At 74.3% G+C, this 15,802-nt stretch carries 15 protein-coding genes; 7 read left to right on the top strand and 8 right to left on the bottom strand.

The annotated features are described in order from the left end of the window. Positions 1–259 precede the first annotated feature (259 nt). The 6 genes from ACIQAK_RS07945 to ACIQAK_RS07920 all read left to right on the top strand — a co-directional run bounded on the left by ACIQAK_RS07945 (position 260) and on the right by ACIQAK_RS07920 (position 7,251). Positions 260–1,228, top strand: coding sequence for an alpha/beta hydrolase (locus tag ACIQAK_RS07945; protein WP_366387418.1), 969 nt, complete (start codon positions 260–262; stop codon positions 1,226–1,228). Next, on the top strand, positions 1,221–2,405 hold the full coding sequence (locus ACIQAK_RS07940; RefSeq protein WP_366387417.1) for an acyltransferase: 1,185 nt from the start codon (positions 1,221–1,223) through the stop codon (positions 2,403–2,405). Before ACIQAK_RS07945 ends, ACIQAK_RS07940 begins: the two co-directional genes overlap by 8 nt. Next, positions 2,398–3,831, top strand: a complete 1,434-nt coding sequence (locus ACIQAK_RS07935) for a sensor histidine kinase (RefSeq protein ID WP_401363968.1) — start codon at positions 2,398–2,400, stop codon at positions 3,829–3,831. The genes ACIQAK_RS07940 and ACIQAK_RS07935 overlap by 8 nt, the downstream gene beginning before the upstream one ends. Continuing rightward, on the top strand, positions 3,828–4,502 hold the full coding sequence (locus tag ACIQAK_RS07930) for a response regulator transcription factor (RefSeq protein ID WP_366387416.1): 675 nt from the start codon (positions 3,828–3,830) through the stop codon (positions 4,500–4,502). The genes ACIQAK_RS07935 and ACIQAK_RS07930 overlap by 4 nt, the downstream gene beginning before the upstream one ends. A gap of 290 nt (positions 4,503–4,792) precedes the next feature. Then, positions 4,793–6,070, top strand: a complete 1,278-nt coding sequence (locus tag ACIQAK_RS07925; protein ID WP_401847801.1) for a DUF1266 domain-containing protein — start codon at positions 4,793–4,795, stop codon at positions 6,068–6,070. Next, positions 6,067–7,251, top strand: coding sequence for a DUF1266 domain-containing protein (locus ACIQAK_RS07920; RefSeq protein WP_366387414.1), 1,185 nt, complete (start codon positions 6,067–6,069; stop codon positions 7,249–7,251). The genes ACIQAK_RS07925 and ACIQAK_RS07920 overlap by 4 nt, the downstream gene beginning before the upstream one ends. A 15-nt stretch (positions 7,252–7,266) precedes the next feature. Here ACIQAK_RS07920 and ACIQAK_RS07915 read toward each other — a convergent pair whose 3' ends face one another. The 5 genes from ACIQAK_RS07915 to ACIQAK_RS07895 form a co-directional block, all read right to left on the bottom strand. Then, positions 7,267–8,148 (bottom strand): SDR family oxidoreductase, encoded by an 882-nt coding sequence (locus ACIQAK_RS07915; protein WP_366387413.1) that lies wholly within the window; start codon positions 8,146–8,148, stop codon positions 7,267–7,269. Beyond that, complete coding sequence (locus tag ACIQAK_RS07910) at positions 8,145–8,531, bottom strand: DUF952 domain-containing protein (protein ID WP_366387412.1); 387 nt, start codon at positions 8,529–8,531, stop codon at positions 8,145–8,147. The genes ACIQAK_RS07915 and ACIQAK_RS07910 overlap by 4 nt, the downstream gene beginning before the upstream one ends. A 9-nt stretch (positions 8,532–8,540) precedes the next feature. After that, positions 8,541–9,974 carry a choice-of-anchor A family protein gene (locus ACIQAK_RS07905; protein WP_366387411.1) on the bottom strand — a complete coding sequence of 478 codons (1,434 nt, stop codon included), beginning with the start codon at positions 9,972–9,974 and terminating at the stop codon, positions 8,541–8,543. 108 nt (positions 9,975–10,082) lie between these two features. Further along, positions 10,083–11,090 carry an NAD-dependent epimerase/dehydratase family protein gene (locus tag ACIQAK_RS07900; protein WP_366387410.1) on the bottom strand — a complete coding sequence of 336 codons (1,008 nt, stop codon included), beginning with the start codon at positions 11,088–11,090 and terminating at the stop codon, positions 10,083–10,085. Between the two features lie 74 nt (positions 11,091–11,164). Continuing rightward, the gene (locus ACIQAK_RS07895) at positions 11,165–12,118 is read right to left on the bottom strand and encodes a LysR family transcriptional regulator (RefSeq protein ID WP_366387409.1); all 954 of its coding nucleotides are present in this window, start codon (positions 12,116–12,118) and stop codon (positions 11,165–11,167) included. Between the two features lie 297 nt (positions 12,119–12,415). Here ACIQAK_RS07895 and snpA point away from each other — a divergent pair, with 297 nt between their 5' ends. Continuing rightward, the gene (gene snpA / locus ACIQAK_RS07890; RefSeq protein WP_366387408.1) at positions 12,416–13,072 is read left to right on the top strand and encodes a snapalysin; all 657 of its coding nucleotides are present in this window, start codon (positions 12,416–12,418) and stop codon (positions 13,070–13,072) included. A gap of 232 nt (positions 13,073–13,304) precedes the next feature. Here snpA and ACIQAK_RS07885 read toward each other — a convergent pair whose 3' ends face one another. The 3 genes from ACIQAK_RS07885 to ACIQAK_RS07875 form a co-directional block, all read right to left on the bottom strand. Then, positions 13,305–13,973 (bottom strand): DUF6304 family protein, encoded by a 669-nt coding sequence (locus ACIQAK_RS07885; RefSeq protein ID WP_366387407.1) that lies wholly within the window; start codon positions 13,971–13,973, stop codon positions 13,305–13,307. 57 nt (positions 13,974–14,030) lie between these two features. After that, entirely contained in the window at positions 14,031–14,627 is a 597-nt protein-coding gene (locus ACIQAK_RS07880) for a GNAT family N-acetyltransferase (RefSeq protein WP_366387406.1), read from the bottom strand. Positions 14,628–14,720: 93 nt separating this feature from the next. Further along, a complete protein-coding gene (locus ACIQAK_RS07875) occupies positions 14,721–15,764 on the bottom strand; it encodes a family 2 encapsulin nanocompartment cargo protein polyprenyl transferase (protein WP_366387405.1) in 1,044 nt (347 codons plus the stop codon). Positions 15,765–15,802 lie beyond the last annotated feature (38 nt).

The following is a 15,802-nucleotide window of genomic DNA, read 5'->3' as shown; positions in this document are numbered from 1 at the left end:
GGGTGACCGGCTATCAGCCCTATCCGCTCACCGCACTTGCCGAACCCGGACGCGCTGGCCCGAGAGGTGCACGCTCCGCTCGCCGCCGCGATCCCGGACCGCACCGGGCGGAGCTGACGTCGTTTCGCCTCATCCTTGTCATACCTGGGAGCTACGCCGAAGATCCACTCTGCGGTGTGACGTCAACTACCCTTCGCTCTCCGTAATTTCTGTACCGGAAACAGCAGCAAAGCTCCCCGGTACGGAAGGACCCCACCCCATGGCGGACCGCCCGCGCAGACGCCGTCTGCGCCGCACCCTGCTCGCCGCTCTCGTCACCTTCGCGGTGGCCGTTCCGGTGTCCGGGGCGGCCCGGCCCGCCGCCGTGCCCGCCCCCGCGCCGACCGTGTCGGCGCCGTTGCGGGACCTGAGCGCGGCGGCGCTGGAGGAGCGGTACGCGGTGAGCCGGCGGGACATCCGGGCGGCCGAGCGGGCAGCGGACGGGCACGGGGACCTCAAGCGGGCGGCCTCCCTGCGGGAGATGGCGGCGCCGGGGCGGCAGTTCCTCTCCTTCGACGGGCGCGACGGCGGCCGGAGCGTGGAGGTCGTCGGGGAGCTGTCCTCGGCTCGGCGCGTCGCGGTGCTGGTACCGGGTGCGGGCGTCGGGCTCGACGCGTACGGGCGGCTGCGGCGCGGGGCGGTGGCGCTCCAGCGGGAGTTGGGGGAGGCCGGGGCGGTCGTCGCCTGGCTCGGGTACCGCTCGCCCGCCACCGTGAGCCCGGCCTCGGTGACCGAGGCGCGGGCGGCCGAGGCCGCGCCGGGGCTGCGGGCGCTGGTGGGCCGGCTGGGGGCCGCGCTGCCGGGTGCCCGGATCACGCTGCTCTGCCACTCCTACGGTTCGGTGATCTGCGCCCGGGCCGCCTCCGGGACGGCGGCCGACGCCATCGTGCTGTACGGGAGTCCGGGGACCGGCGCCCGGGATGTGGCCTCTCTGCGCACGGGGGCGCGGGTGTGGGCCGGTCGGGGCGGGGACGACTGGATCGCCCGGGTGCCCCATGCCCGGGTGCGGGTGCCGTTCGTCGCAACGGTGGGCTTCGGGACCGATCCGGTGACGGAGGAGTTCGGAGCGGAGGTGTTCGACGCGGGCGGCGGTGGCCACAGCGACTATCTGCTGTCCGGTTCGCGCTCCCTGACGAACCTGGCCCGGATCGCGTCCGGCCGCGCCCCGCTGGAGGCCTCCCGTGCCTGAAGTTCGTGAGCCCTCCCGTGGCCTGGTCGCGCGGATCGAGGCCGCCACCCCGCAGGGCCGGGACCGGGCCGTCGACGCCCTGCGGGCCCTGGCCATCCTGGGCGTGGTGGGCGGGCACTGGCTGGTGACCGCGCTGGTCGCCGACAGCGGCACCGTGCGCGGGGCGAGCCCGCTGGCGTATCTGCCGGAACTGGCCCCGGTCTCCTGGGTGTTCCAGACCCTCGCGGTGTTCTTCCTGGTGGGCGGGCAGGTGGCGGCCGCTGGTTGGGACTCCGCGCGCAAGAGGGGTGTGCCGTACGGGCAGTGGGTGGGCGGCCGTCTGAGGCGGCTGTTCCGGCCGGTGGCGGCGGTGCTCGTGGTGTGGACGCTCGCGGCGGGCGCGATGCTCGTCTCGGGGGTCGGTGAGCCCACCGTGCTGGTGCTGGCCAAGCTGGTCTGGTCGCCACTCTGGTTCCTGCTGGTCTTCGCGGCGCTGACCGCGCTGACCCCCCTGGTGGCCCGGCTCCATCCGCTGTGGCCGCTCGCCGTGGTGCTCCACGTCGACCTCGTACGCCTTGGCCTCGGCGGGCCCGGTGAGCTCGGGTGGGTCAACGTGGTCGCGGGCTGGCTGGTGCCGTACTGCCTGGGTGCGCTGGTCGCGCGGGGCGGGCGGAGGAACCGGTGGGCGCTGATACTGGGCGGCGCCGCGGTGGCCGCCGCGCTCGTGCTGTGGGCCGGGTATCCCGCCGCCATGGTCGGCGTACCGGGCGGCCGGATCTCCAACCTGGACCCGCCGACCCTCGCCGCCGTCGCCTTCGGCCTGGCGCAGTGCGGGGCGGCCCTGCTGCTGCTCGGGCCACTGCGCCGGGCGCTGCGCAGGCCCGCCGCGTGGGCCGCGGTGGCGCTGGTGAACCTGGCGGCGATGACCGTCTTCCTCTGGCACCAGACGGCGATGATCGTCGTCACGGCGAGTGCGCTGCTGGTCGCCGGTGAGCCGCTGCCGGGCCTGCACACCGTGCCCGACGGCGCCGGGTGGGTGCTCGCCCGGTTGCTCTGGCTCCCGGTGTTCGCCCTGGCCCTGCTGGTGTGCTGGGCCGCGTTCCGGGGCTACGAACAGGGCGGCCGGCGGGAGGGAGCGCCCTCCCTCCTCGTGCGGGAGTCTTCCCCCGAGCGGAAGCAGGAGGCGCGTCGTGCCTAGTCTGAACGCGGGTGAGACCGAGGGGGCGGTGGGGGCGGTGGGGGCGGTGAGGGTGTCGAGGGCCGGAAGGGCGGCGAGGAGCGCGCGGCTGCGGGCCGCGGTGCGACGGGCGCCGCGCGCCCTGTACGAGGACCTGTGGTCGTCGCCCGCCGACCGGGTGCCCCGCATGGGGGAGGTCGCCGCCCCGGTGTGGCGGCCGGTGTTCCTGGTGCTGCTGGTGATCATCGCGGTCGGCCTCACGGTGCTCCGTACCGTGGAACTCTCCCCGCACGGAGGCACGGTCAGCGGACTGGCGGTGCTGGTGGCCGTCGCGCAGTCGGCGGTGCTGGTGGCCGGGATGAGCCGTCCGGTGGAGGCATGGTGGGCGGCCACCGCGCTGACAGTCGTGGCGGCACTGGTCGTCGTGGCCGGCGCGCCTGCGGATGACCCGTTCCGGCGGATCAGCGGCGTCCCCCTGAGTCCCGAGGTTCTGTACCCCTCCCCCTTCGCGGGGGCGGCGCTGCAGGGCGGCGCCCTGTTCCTGCTGGCGCTGCGGGTCCGGCCCCGCCGCGCGGTGGCGGCGCTGGTGCTCTCGCTGGTACCGGCGCTGTTCCTGGCCCTGCGTACGCCACCGCTGCCTCAGGTGGGCCTGGTCGCTTCGGTACTGGTGTTCGGCACCTCGATGGTGCTCGGTAACGCGCTGCGCAGCCTGCGGCTCGCCCGCCAGGACCTCGTCGACCAGGTCGAGCTGACCGCCGACGAGCGGGCCCGGCGCACCCTGCTGGAGGAGCGGCACCGGATCGCGCGCGAGCTGCACGACGTGGTGGCCCACCACATGTCGGTGATCTCCATCCAGGCGCAGGTGGCCCCGCACCTGGTGGAGGATCCGTCGGACGCGCTCAAGGAGAACCTCACAGGCATCCGCGAGAACGCCCTGGAAGCCCTCGCCGAACTCCGCAGGGTGCTGGGCGTCCTGCGCTCGGAGGAGGCACCCGCGCAAAGCGCCCGGCACACCCCGCAGCCCGGCCTCGACCGGCTCGGCGGCCTGATCGCCTCCCTGCGCTCCGCCGGTCTGGCCATCGCCCTCTCCACCTCCGGCGAACCGCGCCCGCTGCCGCCGGGCGTCGAGCTGTCGGCGTACCGCATCGTGCAGGAGGCGTTGAGCAACGTGATGCGGCACGCCCCCGGGGCGAGCGCCCGGGTGGAGATCGGCCACCGGGCCGCCGGGCTGTCCGTCCGCATCACCAACACGGCGGCACTCCGCCCGGCGCCCCCCTCCCACGGGGTCCGCCACGGCTTGCTCGGGATGCGCGAGCGCACCACGATGCTCGGTGGCGATCTGGCCACCGGGCCGACACCCGACGGGGGTTGGGAAGTCACCGCCCTGCTGCCCGTCACCGCCCCGGCCTCCCTCACCGGCTCCACCACGACCGAGGACACACCATGACGCCGCCCATCCGCGCACTGATCGCCGACGACCAGATGATGGTCCGCCAGGGCTTCACCGTCCTGCTGAACGCCGAGCCGGACATCGAGGTCGTCGGGCAGGCCGTCAACGGCCTCGACGCGGTCGCCCAGGTGGGCGAACGCGCTCCGGACATCGTCCTGATGGACATCCGGATGCCCGAGCTGGGCGGCATCGAGGCGACCCGCCGGATCACCGCGCGCGAGGGCTCCACGGTGAAGGTGCTCGTGCTCACCACCTTCGATCTCGACGAGTACGTGTACGAAGCGCTGCGCGCGGGCGCCTCCGGCTTCCTGCTGAAGGACGCCTCCGCCGACGAACTCGCCCATGCGGTGCGGGTGGTGGCGGCGGGCGACGCGCTGCTCTCCCCCAACATCACCAAGCGGCTGATCGTGGAGTTCTCCCGGACGGCCGGGGCCCCGCGCGCCCCGCTGAAGGAGCGGATCGGAGATCTGACCGAGCGGGAGACGGAGGTGCTGTCCCTGATCGCGGCCGGTCTGTCGAACGCGGAGATCGCCGAGCGTCTGATCCTCGCGGAGCAGACGGTGAAGACCCATGTGGGCCGCATCCTGGTCAAGTTGGGCGTCCGCGACCGGACCCAGGCGGCGGTGTTCGCGTACGAGTCGGGGCTGGTGCGCCCGGCCGGCCTCTGATCCGGACCTGGTCGCCGACCTCTGATCCGCCCGGCCGGCCCTTGATCCGGACCTGGTCGCCGACCTCTGATCCGCCCGGCCGGCCCTTGATCCGGACCTGGTCGCCGACCTCTGATCCGCTCTGGCCGGCCTCTGATCCGGACCTGCCCGGCCTCCGGTTCGCCCCGGCCGGCCTCTGATCCGGACCTGGCCGGCCTCCGGTTCGCCTCCCGCCGGTCTCCGTCCCGCTCGGTGCGGTCTGCGGCCGTCCCCCGCCGGACCGCCGGACCCCGTTCCGTAGGATCGGCTCCGTGATCACGGGGAACGGGGCAGGAACAGAGGGCGGCGGAGCGGTGGCGTCCCCGCACGGGGCGTACCGGCCGCGGCCACCGGCGTACCCGGGCGTGCCACCGCAGGGCATGGCACCGCACCCCCCGGCGTACCCGGCCCCGGCGCCGCCCACCGAGATCGAGCGCGCGCTGGCCGTGGCGGTCGCCGGCGGAGGCGGGGACGCGGTGGTGGAGGTGCTGGCGCGGACCCGGCTGTACGTGCTCGTCGCGCGGCTGCACGCGGACATCCCCGGCTGGACGGCCCCGCTGCCCACGATCCGCGACGAGGCCACCCGGCGGACCTGCGTCCCGGTGCTGACCCCGGGGATGCTGCCGCCCTGGCACCCGGAGTGGGTCTTCCGCGCGGTGACCCTCGGTGAGCTGGCCCGGACCTGGCCGTACAACGTGCGCCGGCTCGCGGTGAACCACGGCACCCCGTACCCGGCGATGGTCGACGCCCGGCCCAAGCACCTGAAGGCCTGGCTCCGGGCCGACGAGCACTCCGGCGGGCACGAGCACGGTGTCCTGCTCACCGACACCGGCGGGCCGCTGTACGGACCGCTCGCCCACGGGCTGGCGCTCGGCGCCCACCTGGCCGTCACCAACGGCCTGATCTGGAACCGGCTCGGCGCCGCCTACGAGGACTACGCGAACGACCGGGCCCGGCTGCGCAGTCCGTGGGGCATCCCGCACCGCGCCGAGTACCGCGACCGGCTCGCGTCGCTGATGAAGAACCAGCTGGTCGGGCGCGTCCAGGAGGGCGTCCTGCGCACCCGGCACACCCTGGCCGCCCGGCTGGGGCGTACGCCGACGCGCGAGGAGTGGTCCGCGGCGGTGGCCCGTACCTTCGCCGCGCGCGACGCCGACGACCGGGCGCCGGCGGACCGGTCACTGCACCACATCGCCCGGTACGAGGACAGGCTCCGGGCCGACGGCGCGCTTGCCCCGGACGGCCGCGTCGACACCCTGGCCGCCTTCGATCTCGGCCGGGCGGTCAACGTCGTACGGCTCGCCCTCGGCGCCCGGTACGGCGATCCGCACGAGGCCGAGCAGGACGTGCTGCGGATCGGCGCACTCGCCCGGGGGGCCTACCCGTCGTGGGCGGACTTCTCCCTCGGCTACCTGATGGCCCGCCTGGTCCACCGGGCCGAGGACGACGGCCCGGATGCCGCGGAGTCCACGTACCGGCAGTCGCTCGCCGAGCACCGCACCCTCACCCAGGACCCCTCCAGCCCCTACCGGAACATCCCCTGGTCATGAACCCGAACCTCCCCACCACTCCCCCGGCCCCCTGGACGCCCGCCCCCTGGGTCCCGCCCTCCGAGACCGAGCAGCTCCTCCACGAGGCGACGCTGCGCTGTGACGCGCGGGGCCAACTCGCCGCGCTGGCCGGGGCCGAGCTGTACATCCCGGCCCCACGGGCCGAGGCGGACGCGAAACCGGACACCATCACCTGGCGCGCGCACCGCGACCCCTCGGGTTTCGTCTGCCGACCCGTGCTCACCCGGGGCATGCTCCCCGCATGGCACCCCGACTGGGTCTTCCACGGGGTCACGCTGCGCTGGGCCGCCGAGTTCGGCTGGCCCGACCCGGGCGTGTTCCTGGGGGTGAACGTGGGGACGCCCGGCCAGCTGCTGCTGCCGACGGCCCCGACGGAGCTGGCACTGTGGCAGCGCGCGTACGCGGAGAACGACCGCCTCCAGGAGAACCGGCTGCTCGCCGTGCGCCACGGCGCGCTGCACGGCCCGCTGGCGTACGGGCTGGCCTGCGGGGCGCACCTGGCCATCGGGAACGCGGTGCCGTGGAACGAGGTCGGCACGGTCTACCGCGAGTACGCGACCGAGCGCGAGCAGCTCCGCGACGCCTGGGGCATCACCGACCACGCCGGGTGGCGCAGGCAGCTGGATGCCCTGCTGGACGCCCGTAACAGCCCGCCGGAGCCGGACTTCGTGCTGCGCGCCCGTGAACAGCTGGCGGCCGGCCTCGGTGAGCTGCCGTCGGCCGACCTGTGGCGGGAGACGGCCGCCGGTCACGCCCAGGACCTCGGGGCCGACGCGGGGACGGTGAAGGGCATCGAGGACCTCGTACGCCGGATCATGCGCTACGAGGCCCGGTTCCGCGCGGACGGGCTGCTGGAGCCGGACGGCCGGGTGCGCACCACGGTCGCCTACGACTACGGGCGGGCGGTGAACCTGGCGCGGTGGGGGCTGTCGGCCCGCTACTGCGCCCCGGCCGACGCCGAGCAGGCGATCGTCTACGCGGGGGCGCTGAGCAAGTCGGCCCACCGGTCGTGGGAGGAGTTCTCCGCGGGGTACGCGCTGGGGCGGGTGCTGCGGTTCGACGAGGAGGAGTACGGCCCGTTCTACGAACAGAGCGTCCTCGCCCACCGTCTGCTGGCGACGAGCGAGGGCAGTCCGTGGCGCCACATCCCGTGGCGGTGAACCGGGGTCTCCCGGTCAGTTGTCGGGCAGCAGGTGGCGGTAGCTCTCCGGGTGTTCCGCGAGGAATTCTGCGAAGCTCCTGGCCGGGTGGCCGGTGAGCGTGGGCACCGCGTCCGAGACGTCGGCCAGTTCGCCGGCCGCGATGGCCTCGTACGAGGTGACCCAGCCGGCCACCTCCCACTCCCGCGCCCCGTACCCCGCCCGGGAGGCGTAGGCCTCCTCGCGGGTCTCGGGGACGTACCGGACGGAGCGTCCGGTGACCCGGCTCAGCTCCTCGGCGGCCTCGGCGAGGGTGAACGCCTCGGGGCCGGTGAGGTCGTAGGCCCGGTCGTCGTGGGCGGCCGACTCGTCCAGCAGTACGGTGGCCGCCGCGTCCGCGATGTCCTCGTGCGCGACGGCCGCGACTCTGCCGTCACCGCCCGGACCGCGCATCACCCCGTCCGCGCCGGTCATCGCCGGCAGCCCCGCCAGGTACCAGTTGTCCCGCAGGAACGTGTGGCGCACCCCGGCCGTGCGCAGGTGTGCCTCGGTGTGCCAGTGGTCGCGGGCGAAGGTGAACGTGGCGTCGGGCGCGGCGCCCTGGAAGGACACGTAGACGATCCGCTCCACGCCCACCGCCAGGGCCGCGTCCACCGCCGTGATGTGCTCGCGCACCCGGTCGGGGCTCTCGTGGGCGGAGACCAGGAACAGGGTGTGCGCCCCGTCCAGGGCCCGGCGCATCGCCTCCCCGTCGCCGTAGGGGGCGGCGGGCGCGTGGTCGGCGCCGGGGAGGTCGGGGAGGCGGGCCGGGTCGCGGCCGAGGAGGCGTACGGGGACTCCGGTACGGGCGAGCCGCTCGGCGACCCGGCCGCCGACCGCTCCGCTCGCTCCGGTCACCGCGGTGAGGGGGCCGATCACTGGGGTTCGTCTTCCTCTCGTCGTACTCCGTTCCAGGGCCGCACCTCCACGACCGCCTCCACCGGGAGCGGTCCGTACAGGTGCGGGAACTCCTCGCCACCGGGCTTCATCGCCTGGTACCGGACGGGGTCGGTGAGGCGGGTGGGGTCGATGACCAGGACCACCAGGTCATGGCCGTCGCCCTCACCCTCACCCCCGCCCCCGTCTCCGTGTCCGTCTCCGTACAGCATCCGTGCCACGCCCGGGAGTTGGCGGGGCAGCGAGAGGTGGATGAAGCCCTCCTCCTGGAGGGTGCGGCCGCGGGTGGACATCTCGTACGTCCCTGACCGGCGGGCCGCCTCCCACAGGGGTGCTTCGGCGAGGTGCAGCAGAGGTTCGGTCATCGGACCACGCTAGCGGGCGCTGCCAGAGGTGCGGCGGCGCGCCCGGCGCGTGGCCACGAGGACCGCTCCGCCGGTGGCCACCAGCGCCGCCGCGATGGACCCGGTGATCCACTCGCCGCCCCACGATCCGGTGTCGGGCAGTTCATCCGGGTGGGACGGCGAGGGGCTCGGCCGCCACGTCGGCGTGTCGGTGGGGTCCGGCGTGGGCTCGGTGGGGGCGGGCGTCGGCTCGGTGGGGTCCGGCGTGGGCTCGGTGGGGGCGGGCGTCGGGTCCGTCGGCGCCGGGGAGGGGTACGTCGGTGTCGGCGTGGGGCCGGTGGGCGTCGGGGTCGGTTCCGTGGGGGCCGGGGTCGGTTCCGTCGGCGTCGGCGTCGGGTCCGGGGCGCAGGTCGGGAGGTCGCCGTCGAAGGGGTATGCGTGGAGCTCCTGGCCGCCCGAGGCCCCGGACGAGGTATGGGTCAGCGAACCGGCGGTGTAGAAGCGGCCGTTGGTGCCGCTCATGGACAGCCTGGTGGTGCTGGTCGGCCGCCCGACGAGCACGCTGCCCTGGAACTGGGCCGGTCCGCTCAGTGTCAGGTCCGTCGCGTCCGGGAAGTTCCACAGCAGGCGCCGGCCGAACCCCGGGGCGGGGAGGGAGCCCATGAACGTGGCGACGGTGCGCGTGTTCCCGTAGACGTTGACCAGGACGGTCGCCCCGTCGGGGATGGCGTCGAAGGCGAACCCCGCGTTGCCGCCCGTCGAGGAGACCAGGTCCGCGTCCACGTCGAAGATCTGGATCGCCGATGCGCCGTCCCCGGTGAAGGTGAAGGTGTCCCCGGACCTCGCCCACCTGCCGGTGGTCGCACGGTGCTCGTCGCCTTCGTACGCGTAGCACCGGCTGGCCTCGGTGAGCTGAGGGCGCAGGCCGGTGAACGGGGCGGTGGCCTGCGGGTCGCGGCGCGGAGCGCCCGTGGGGTTCACCGTGCCGGTCAGGGCCCCCGCGTGGGCGATACGGCCCGCGTGGTCGCCTTCCTCGGCGAGGAGGCGTTTACCGGCGGCGATGGTGACGTCCCCGCCCACCGTCAGATGGTCGGAGCCGTCCGGCGGGGGAACCCGCGAACCGACGCCCGCGACACCGACGTTGTAGATCCGCGAGGCCTCGGGCCGCTTGTCCATGTCGAACCGGCCGAGGGTGACGATCTTCCCCTCGGCCTCGGCGGCGGCCTCCCGGACCAGGAAGTCCCCGCCGACGTAGATGTTGACGTTGCCGTCGAAACCCACGACCGATCCACTGCCGGGGTCGTGCCAGACGGACGGGCACCTGTCGCCGAGGCAGGGGCCGAGCCCGCCCGGCAGCGGGTCGGCGACCGCGGCCGGGGCCAGCCCGCCCACCATCGCCACGGCCGTGGCCACCGTCCCGGCCACCCGGATCGCGTTGCCGCGCCTGCGCGCCTGTTGTTCCATGCCGCGCAATATGCATCTTTAATATTAGTCATTTGTTATGACGCGCCGGATGGATTGCATTTACCCCTATCTGTCGGCCTATAGCTGGGTGCCGATCCGGCGGAGGCTTCATCGGGCCAGCAGCTTCTCCTCCAGGCGGGGATCGAGGCCGACGATCGGCCGGTCCGGCCGCTGGGGTGCGGTACCACCGCACTCGCGCAGCCAGGCCCAGGTGTCGGCCACGGTCTCCTCGACCGGCCGGCAGCGCAGCCCCGCGGCCTCGGCCCTGGCGTGGCCGCCCAGGAACAGGGTGTCGTACAACTCCCCCTCCGGCAGCCAGATCGGCAGCCCGATCCAGGGCTCGACCCCGGCGGCCAGCAGGGCGTCCGGGTCCGTCCAGCGCAGCTCGGCGTCGGAGCCCGTGACCTGGACGCAGGCGTCGAGCAGTTCGCCCATGGTGGCGTGGCCGGGGCGGCTGACCGTGTTGTACGCACCGTGCAGTCCGGCGGCCCCGGCGTCCAGGATCCAGCCCGCCAGGTCGCGGGCGTCGACGTACTGGAGGCCTGCGGTGCGCGGGCCGGGGGCGATCACCGGGCCACCACGGGCGATCCGCGTCAGCCACCAGGGCAGCCGTCCGATGTTCTCCCCGGGTCCGATGATCAGCCCCGCCCGTGCCAGCAGCGCCCGGTCCCCGAAGGCGTCGAGGGCCGCCAGCTCGCCACCGCGCTTGGCCCGGTCGTACGGCACGTCACCGTCCGCGCCGTCCTCGTCGGGTGACGCCCCGGTCACCAGCGGCCCGTCCTCGTCCAGCCCGGCCGGCGCGGGATGGGCGTACACCGAACGGCTGGAGACGTACGTGTAGTGGCCCGCGCGACCGGCCAGGAGCCGGGCGGCGTCGCGTACGGCGGCGGGCGCCCCGCTCCAGGTGTCGACCACCAGGTCCCAGTCGCCCGTGCGGTCCGCCAGCGCCACCAGGCCCTGCCGCCCGCCCGTGCGGTCGCCCGTCAGCACGTCCACGCCCGGCGGCGGGGCGTGGTGGCCGCGGTGGAAGACGGTGACCCGCCAGTCCCGCTCCAGCGCGGCCTCGGTGACAGCCCGTCCGACGAACTCCGTACCGCCCAGCATCAGTAGTCGCATGGACCGAGCCTGCCCGCTCCGGCCGCCCCGGGGAACACCTGGACGCTGTCAGCGGAACGGGGAACTCTCCGAGGTCACGGGGTGCGGGCGAGCGGGCTGCGGTGGCGCAGCAGCCACGCGTAGTAGCCGCTGGACCGCCGGGCCGCCTCCATGTAGGCCGCCTCCAGTTCCGCGTACGCCACCGAGGTGTCCGTCTCCGGCCGGGAGACCAGGAGCAGCCGGACGGCGAGCGGGTCGCCCAGCAGCGGGCGGATCGCCATGTCCTCGCGCGGTCCGGAGGTGGGCTGGCAGGGCGCGACGGCCTCGCCCAGTACGACGAGGGAGGCGGCGGTGAGGTAGTCCCCGTGCAGGACCGGCGGGTCCAGCCCGGCGGCACCGAGCACCCGCCGCACCCCGTCCCACTCGCCGTCCACCGTCGGGTCGACCATCCACCGGTCCCCGGCGAGGTCCCCGAGCGCCACGACGCTGCGGCGGGCGGCCGGGTGGTCCCGGGACAGGGAGATGAACTGCGGTTCGCGGTCCAGGAGTACCCGCTGGTCCAGGCCGTCCGGGAGGGCCAGCGGACTGCCCTCCACCTCGTGCACGAAGGCGACGTCCAGCCGGCCCGCCTCGACCGAGCGCAGGAGGGCGTGGGCCGAGACGTCGACCCGCAGGGAGATCTCCGTACCGGGCAGGGCGACCCGCAGCCTGCGGAGCCAGCCCCCGATGACCCGGCTCGCGGTGGAGCCGATGCGCAGCCGGGGCCCCCGGGACCGGTTGGCGTCGACCTCCGCCAGGGCGTGGCTGACCAGGGCGTTCATCCCGTCGACGAGCGGCCGGGCCCGGCTGAGGACGGCCCGCCCCAGGGGGGTCGGGCGGCAGCCGGTGCGTTCGCGGCGGAACAGCTCGGCGCCCAGCGAGTTCTCGATCCGCCGCAGCTGGGTGGTCAGGGAGGGCTGGCTCACGCCGAGACGACGGGCGGCCTGGTGCAGACTGCCCGCGTCGGCGATGGCGCACAGCGCCCTGAGGTGCCTCACCTCAAGCTCCATGGAGCGGAGACTACGACCGGCCGCACCTGTGGCACCAGCGGCTACAACCCCATCAAAGGGCGTTAATTCAGGGAGTGTTGGGCGGTACGACATCGAGCGATGTCAGGATGACGCGGCCCGGCGGGCCCGAGGGCGGGCCTTTCGGCGGTCGCGGGGATAGGGCGGTGCTATCGGGGGTTGGCATCATCCCCGGCGGGCGTCCGCTCCCCCACACTCTCCCCGTACCGCCCCGCGCCCCGTCCGTTCAGCGGACAACCCCCACGGCGCGGGTTCACCGGACAGTAGGAGAAATCCCCCATGAGACACCTCAAGACCGCCATCGCCTCCGCCATCGCCGGTCTCGGACTCGTCGCCACGCTCGGCGCGGCTCCCGCGGTCTCCGCCGCTCCTGCCCCTGCCGTCTCCACCCCCGCCACCATCGCCGCGTACAACGGGTCGGGTGAGAACGCCGCCGCGAACCGGGCCTTCTTCGACGCGGTCATGAAGTCCGTCGCCGAGAAGCGGGCCGCCAACCCGGGCACCCAGGCCGTCACCGTCACCTACAGTGCGGCCAGTGCCCCGAGCTTCCGCACCCAGATAGCCAACAGCACCCGGATCTGGAACAGCTCGGTCACCAACGTACGGCTCCAGGAAGGCTCCAGGGCCGACTTCACCTACCGCGAGGGCAACGACCCGCGCGGCTCGTACGCCTCGACCAACGGGCACGGCCGGGGCTTCATCTTCCTGGACTACCGGCAGAACCAGCAGTACAACTCGACCCGCGTCACCACTCACGAGACCGGGCACGTGCTCGGTCTGCCGGACACCTACTCCGGTCCGTGCAGCCAGCTGATGTCCGGCGGGGGCCCCGGCCCGTCGTGCACCAACGCCCAGCCGGACGCGAACGAGCGGGCGCGGGTGAACTACCTCTGGCAGAACGGCTTCGCGGCCGCTCTGGCCCGTACCGCCCGCTGACCTCGGGCGCACCGACCGCACCACCCGCATGAGCGCAGGGCCGTTCCGGACGCGGAACGGCCCTGTGCGGCGTGGGCCGCTGCCGTACGGCGGTGGCCTCCTGACTCGTCGCCCGGCCCTCCTGACTCGTCACCCGGGCCTCCTGACTCGTCTCCCGGCTGCCGGAACAGCTCTGCCCTGTACCGGAGTTGCGGAAAGGGGCAGGGCGGGCGGGTCGGAAGGGCGTCGGGGCTCAGGCCGGTTCGAGGGGGAAGGCCCCCCGGTGGCCGGTCCCGGCGCCCTTGACCGGGCGCACCTCGAACTCCTCGCAGCTCCAGATCTCCTGGACGAACCCGGTACGCCGGTCCCACAGGTCCAGCACGGCGTCCTCGCCCTCCGTGTCCCGGTAGGCGTCCTTGGCGCCGCGGAAGCAGGCGAGGCCGCCGGAGAGGCCGCGGCCCAAGGCCGGGAAGTAGTCGGAGAAGGCGCAGGCGATGCAGGTCTGGAGCTGGATGCCGTCCGGGAGGATGCGCTGGATCGCCGTCAGGGCGGCGGCGAAGTCACTCTCGGCGCGGGCGGACTCGTAGGCCGCGCCGTCCAGGTGGAGGGTGAGGTAGAGGTCCGGGTCGGTCCGGCGCAGGGAGAGTAGACAGCCGAGGGTGGCCTGGCGCAGGACGCCTTCGACGAGGACCGGCAGCGGGAGGTCCCACTCCAGTACGCAGTCGGTGAGCGCGCCGTCCGCCAGGGCGAACATCCCGCTCTCCGGAGGGGTGCCCGCCACCGGTGCCAGGTCGTCGAAGCTCTCGCCCTCGAAGTCGACCCCTCTGATCCGGATCCGGAGCTGCTGTCCGTCCGTGGTGAGAACGACGGCGTCGGAACCGTCCCGGTCCCGGTACCAGCCGGCCCACGACTCATCTGTCATGAGCAGGGACTGTAGCCCCTGCCCGGTACGGTCCCCGTGCCACCCTCGACCGACGGCTCAACCCGGTTGCGGCTCACGCCACATGGGCCACATCGAGGGGCCGTCCGGCAGCTCGACGGCACTGCCCAGGAAGTGGAAGCCGAGCCGTTCGTAGAGCGTACGGCTGCGGGCGCTGCTCGCCTCCAGATAGGCGGGTACGCCGTCCCGGTCGCAGCGGTCCAGCTCGGCCCGGACGAGTTCGGCCCCGACGCCCTCGCCCTGGCGCTGGGGGCGGACGCCGATCATGAGCAGGTAGGAGTGGGCGCGGTCGTGCGGGTGCACCTTCCCGGTCAGCCTCCCGACCAGTTCGCACCGCTCGTTGTCGGGGTCGGCCGTCCGCCGCATCAGGGCGGGCGTGGGGTCCTCCTCCTCGGGCGCACCGGCGGGCACCGGCAGCCACAGGGCCACCGCGGCGCCGTCGTCCGCCACATCGATGCGTCCTTCGGCGAGGGTGACGTCGGCGAACACGCCGAGGAACCTGCCGTGCACCGCCCGCCGGTGCGCCTCGTCGGGGAAGACCCAGCTGCTGACCGGGTCGTGGTGGAAGGCCTCCTCCAGGACCGACACGACCAGGTCCCTGTCGCCCTGGCCCGCCTGCTGTATCCGTATGCCCATCACCGGCTCCCGCCCTTCACCCGCTGCTCTCGACGCTCGATCGACCTCCGGAATACTAGAGTTGGGAGGCGGGGGCAGGTCCGGGCAGGCCGCTCAGTTGGTCCGGCGGGTGACGAATTCGGCCAGGGCCAGCAGGTCGCCGGCAGCGCCGGGGTCGGGGATCGCCCGGGAGAGGTGGTGCACCGCCCGGGCCATCCGGTCGGCCGCGCAGACCTGCGCCCAGTCCCGGCCGCCGGCCCGGTCCACGGCGTCGGCCGCGCGGTCCACCTCCGCGGCGGTGGTCATCGGTCCCCGGTAGAGCGCGGCGAGCTCGGCGGCCGCCTGGGTGCCGGAGGTCAGGGCCGCCACGACGGGCAGCGACTTCTTGTGGGCGGTCAGATCCGCGCCGACGGGCTTGCCGGTGCGGGCCGGGTCGCCCCAGATGCCGATCAGGTCGTCGATGAGCTGGAACGAGAGGCCGGCCTCCCGCCCGAAGCCGTCCATGGCGCGGACCGCCCGGTCCTCCGCGCCGGCGTAGAGGGCGCCGAGCGCGCAGGCGCAGCCGAGCAGGGCCCCGGTCTTGGCGGTCGCCATGGTCAGGCACTCGTCCAGGGTGACCTCGTCCGGGCCGCGCCCCTCGAAAGCGCAGTCGGCCTGCTGCCCCGCGCAGAGCTCGATGACGCAGGAGGAGAGGCGGGCGGCGGCCTGCGGAGCGGCCGGGTGGGCGTCCTCGGCGAGCAGCCGTTGGGCGAGGGCGAGCATGGCGTCGCCGGTGATGATCGCGTCCGGGACGCCGAAGACGGCCCAGGCGGTGGGCCGGTGTCTGCGCGTGGTGTCCTCGTCGATGACGTCGTCGTGCAGGAGGGTGAAGTTGTGCGCCAGCTCGACGGCGACGGCGGCGCGCACCGCGTGTTCCGGATCGCCGGCCAGCGCCCGGGCGGCGGCCAGCACCAGCGCCGGCCGGATGGCCTTGCCCGCCTGTCCGGCGGCGGGGGTCCCGTCGGCGTTCTCCCAGCCGAAGTGGTACATCGCGATCCGGCGTATGCCACCGGGCAGCGATGCCACGGCCGACCGCAGATGCGGGTCGACGAGCCGGCGGGTGCGCTCCAGCAGCGCCGCGGCCTCGTGCCCTTCCGTCGCTGCGTCCGTACTGGTCATGGTCACGGTCACTCCCTGGGGCGGCGCGATGGGGCGGG

Source organism: Streptomyces sp. NPDC088706 (assembly GCF_044752765.1).
Lineage (GTDB): Bacteria > Actinomycetota > Actinomycetes > Streptomycetales > Streptomycetaceae > Streptomyces.
Note: the sequence above shows the minus strand (reverse complement) of the source record. Positions and strands in the feature narration are given on the sequence as shown.

Coding starts and splice junctions, on each gene's coding strand:
- ACIQAK_RS07945 (WP_366387418.1), top strand. CDS start 260: ATGGCGGACCGCCCGCGCAGACGCCGTCTGCGCCGCACCCTGCTCGCC.
- ACIQAK_RS07930 (WP_366387416.1), top strand. CDS start 3,828: ATGACGCCGCCCATCCGCGCACTGATCGCCGACGACCAGATGATGGTC.
- ACIQAK_RS07920 (WP_366387414.1), top strand. CDS start 6,067: ATGAACCCGAACCTCCCCACCACTCCCCCGGCCCCCTGGACGCCCGCC.
- ACIQAK_RS07910 (WP_366387412.1), bottom strand. CDS start 8,531: ATGACCGAACCTCTGCTGCACCTCGCCGAAGCACCCCTGTGGGAGGCG.
- ACIQAK_RS07905 (WP_366387411.1), bottom strand. CDS start 9,974: ATGGAACAACAGGCGCGCAGGCGCGGCAACGCGATCCGGGTGGCCGGG.
- ACIQAK_RS07900 (WP_366387410.1), bottom strand. CDS start 11,090: ATGCGACTACTGATGCTGGGCGGTACGGAGTTCGTCGGACGGGCTGTC.
- ACIQAK_RS07895 (WP_366387409.1), bottom strand. CDS start 12,118: ATGGAGCTTGAGGTGAGGCACCTCAGGGCGCTGTGCGCCATCGCCGAC.
- snpA (WP_366387408.1), top strand. CDS start 12,416: ATGAGACACCTCAAGACCGCCATCGCCTCCGCCATCGCCGGTCTCGGA.
- ACIQAK_RS07885 (WP_366387407.1), bottom strand. CDS start 13,973: ATGACAGATGAGTCGTGGGCCGGCTGGTACCGGGACCGGGACGGTTCC.
- ACIQAK_RS07880 (WP_366387406.1), bottom strand. CDS start 14,627: ATGGGCATACGGATACAGCAGGCGGGCCAGGGCGACAGGGACCTGGTC.
- ACIQAK_RS07875 (WP_366387405.1), bottom strand. CDS start 15,764: ATGACCAGTACGGACGCAGCGACGGAAGGGCACGAGGCCGCGGCGCTG.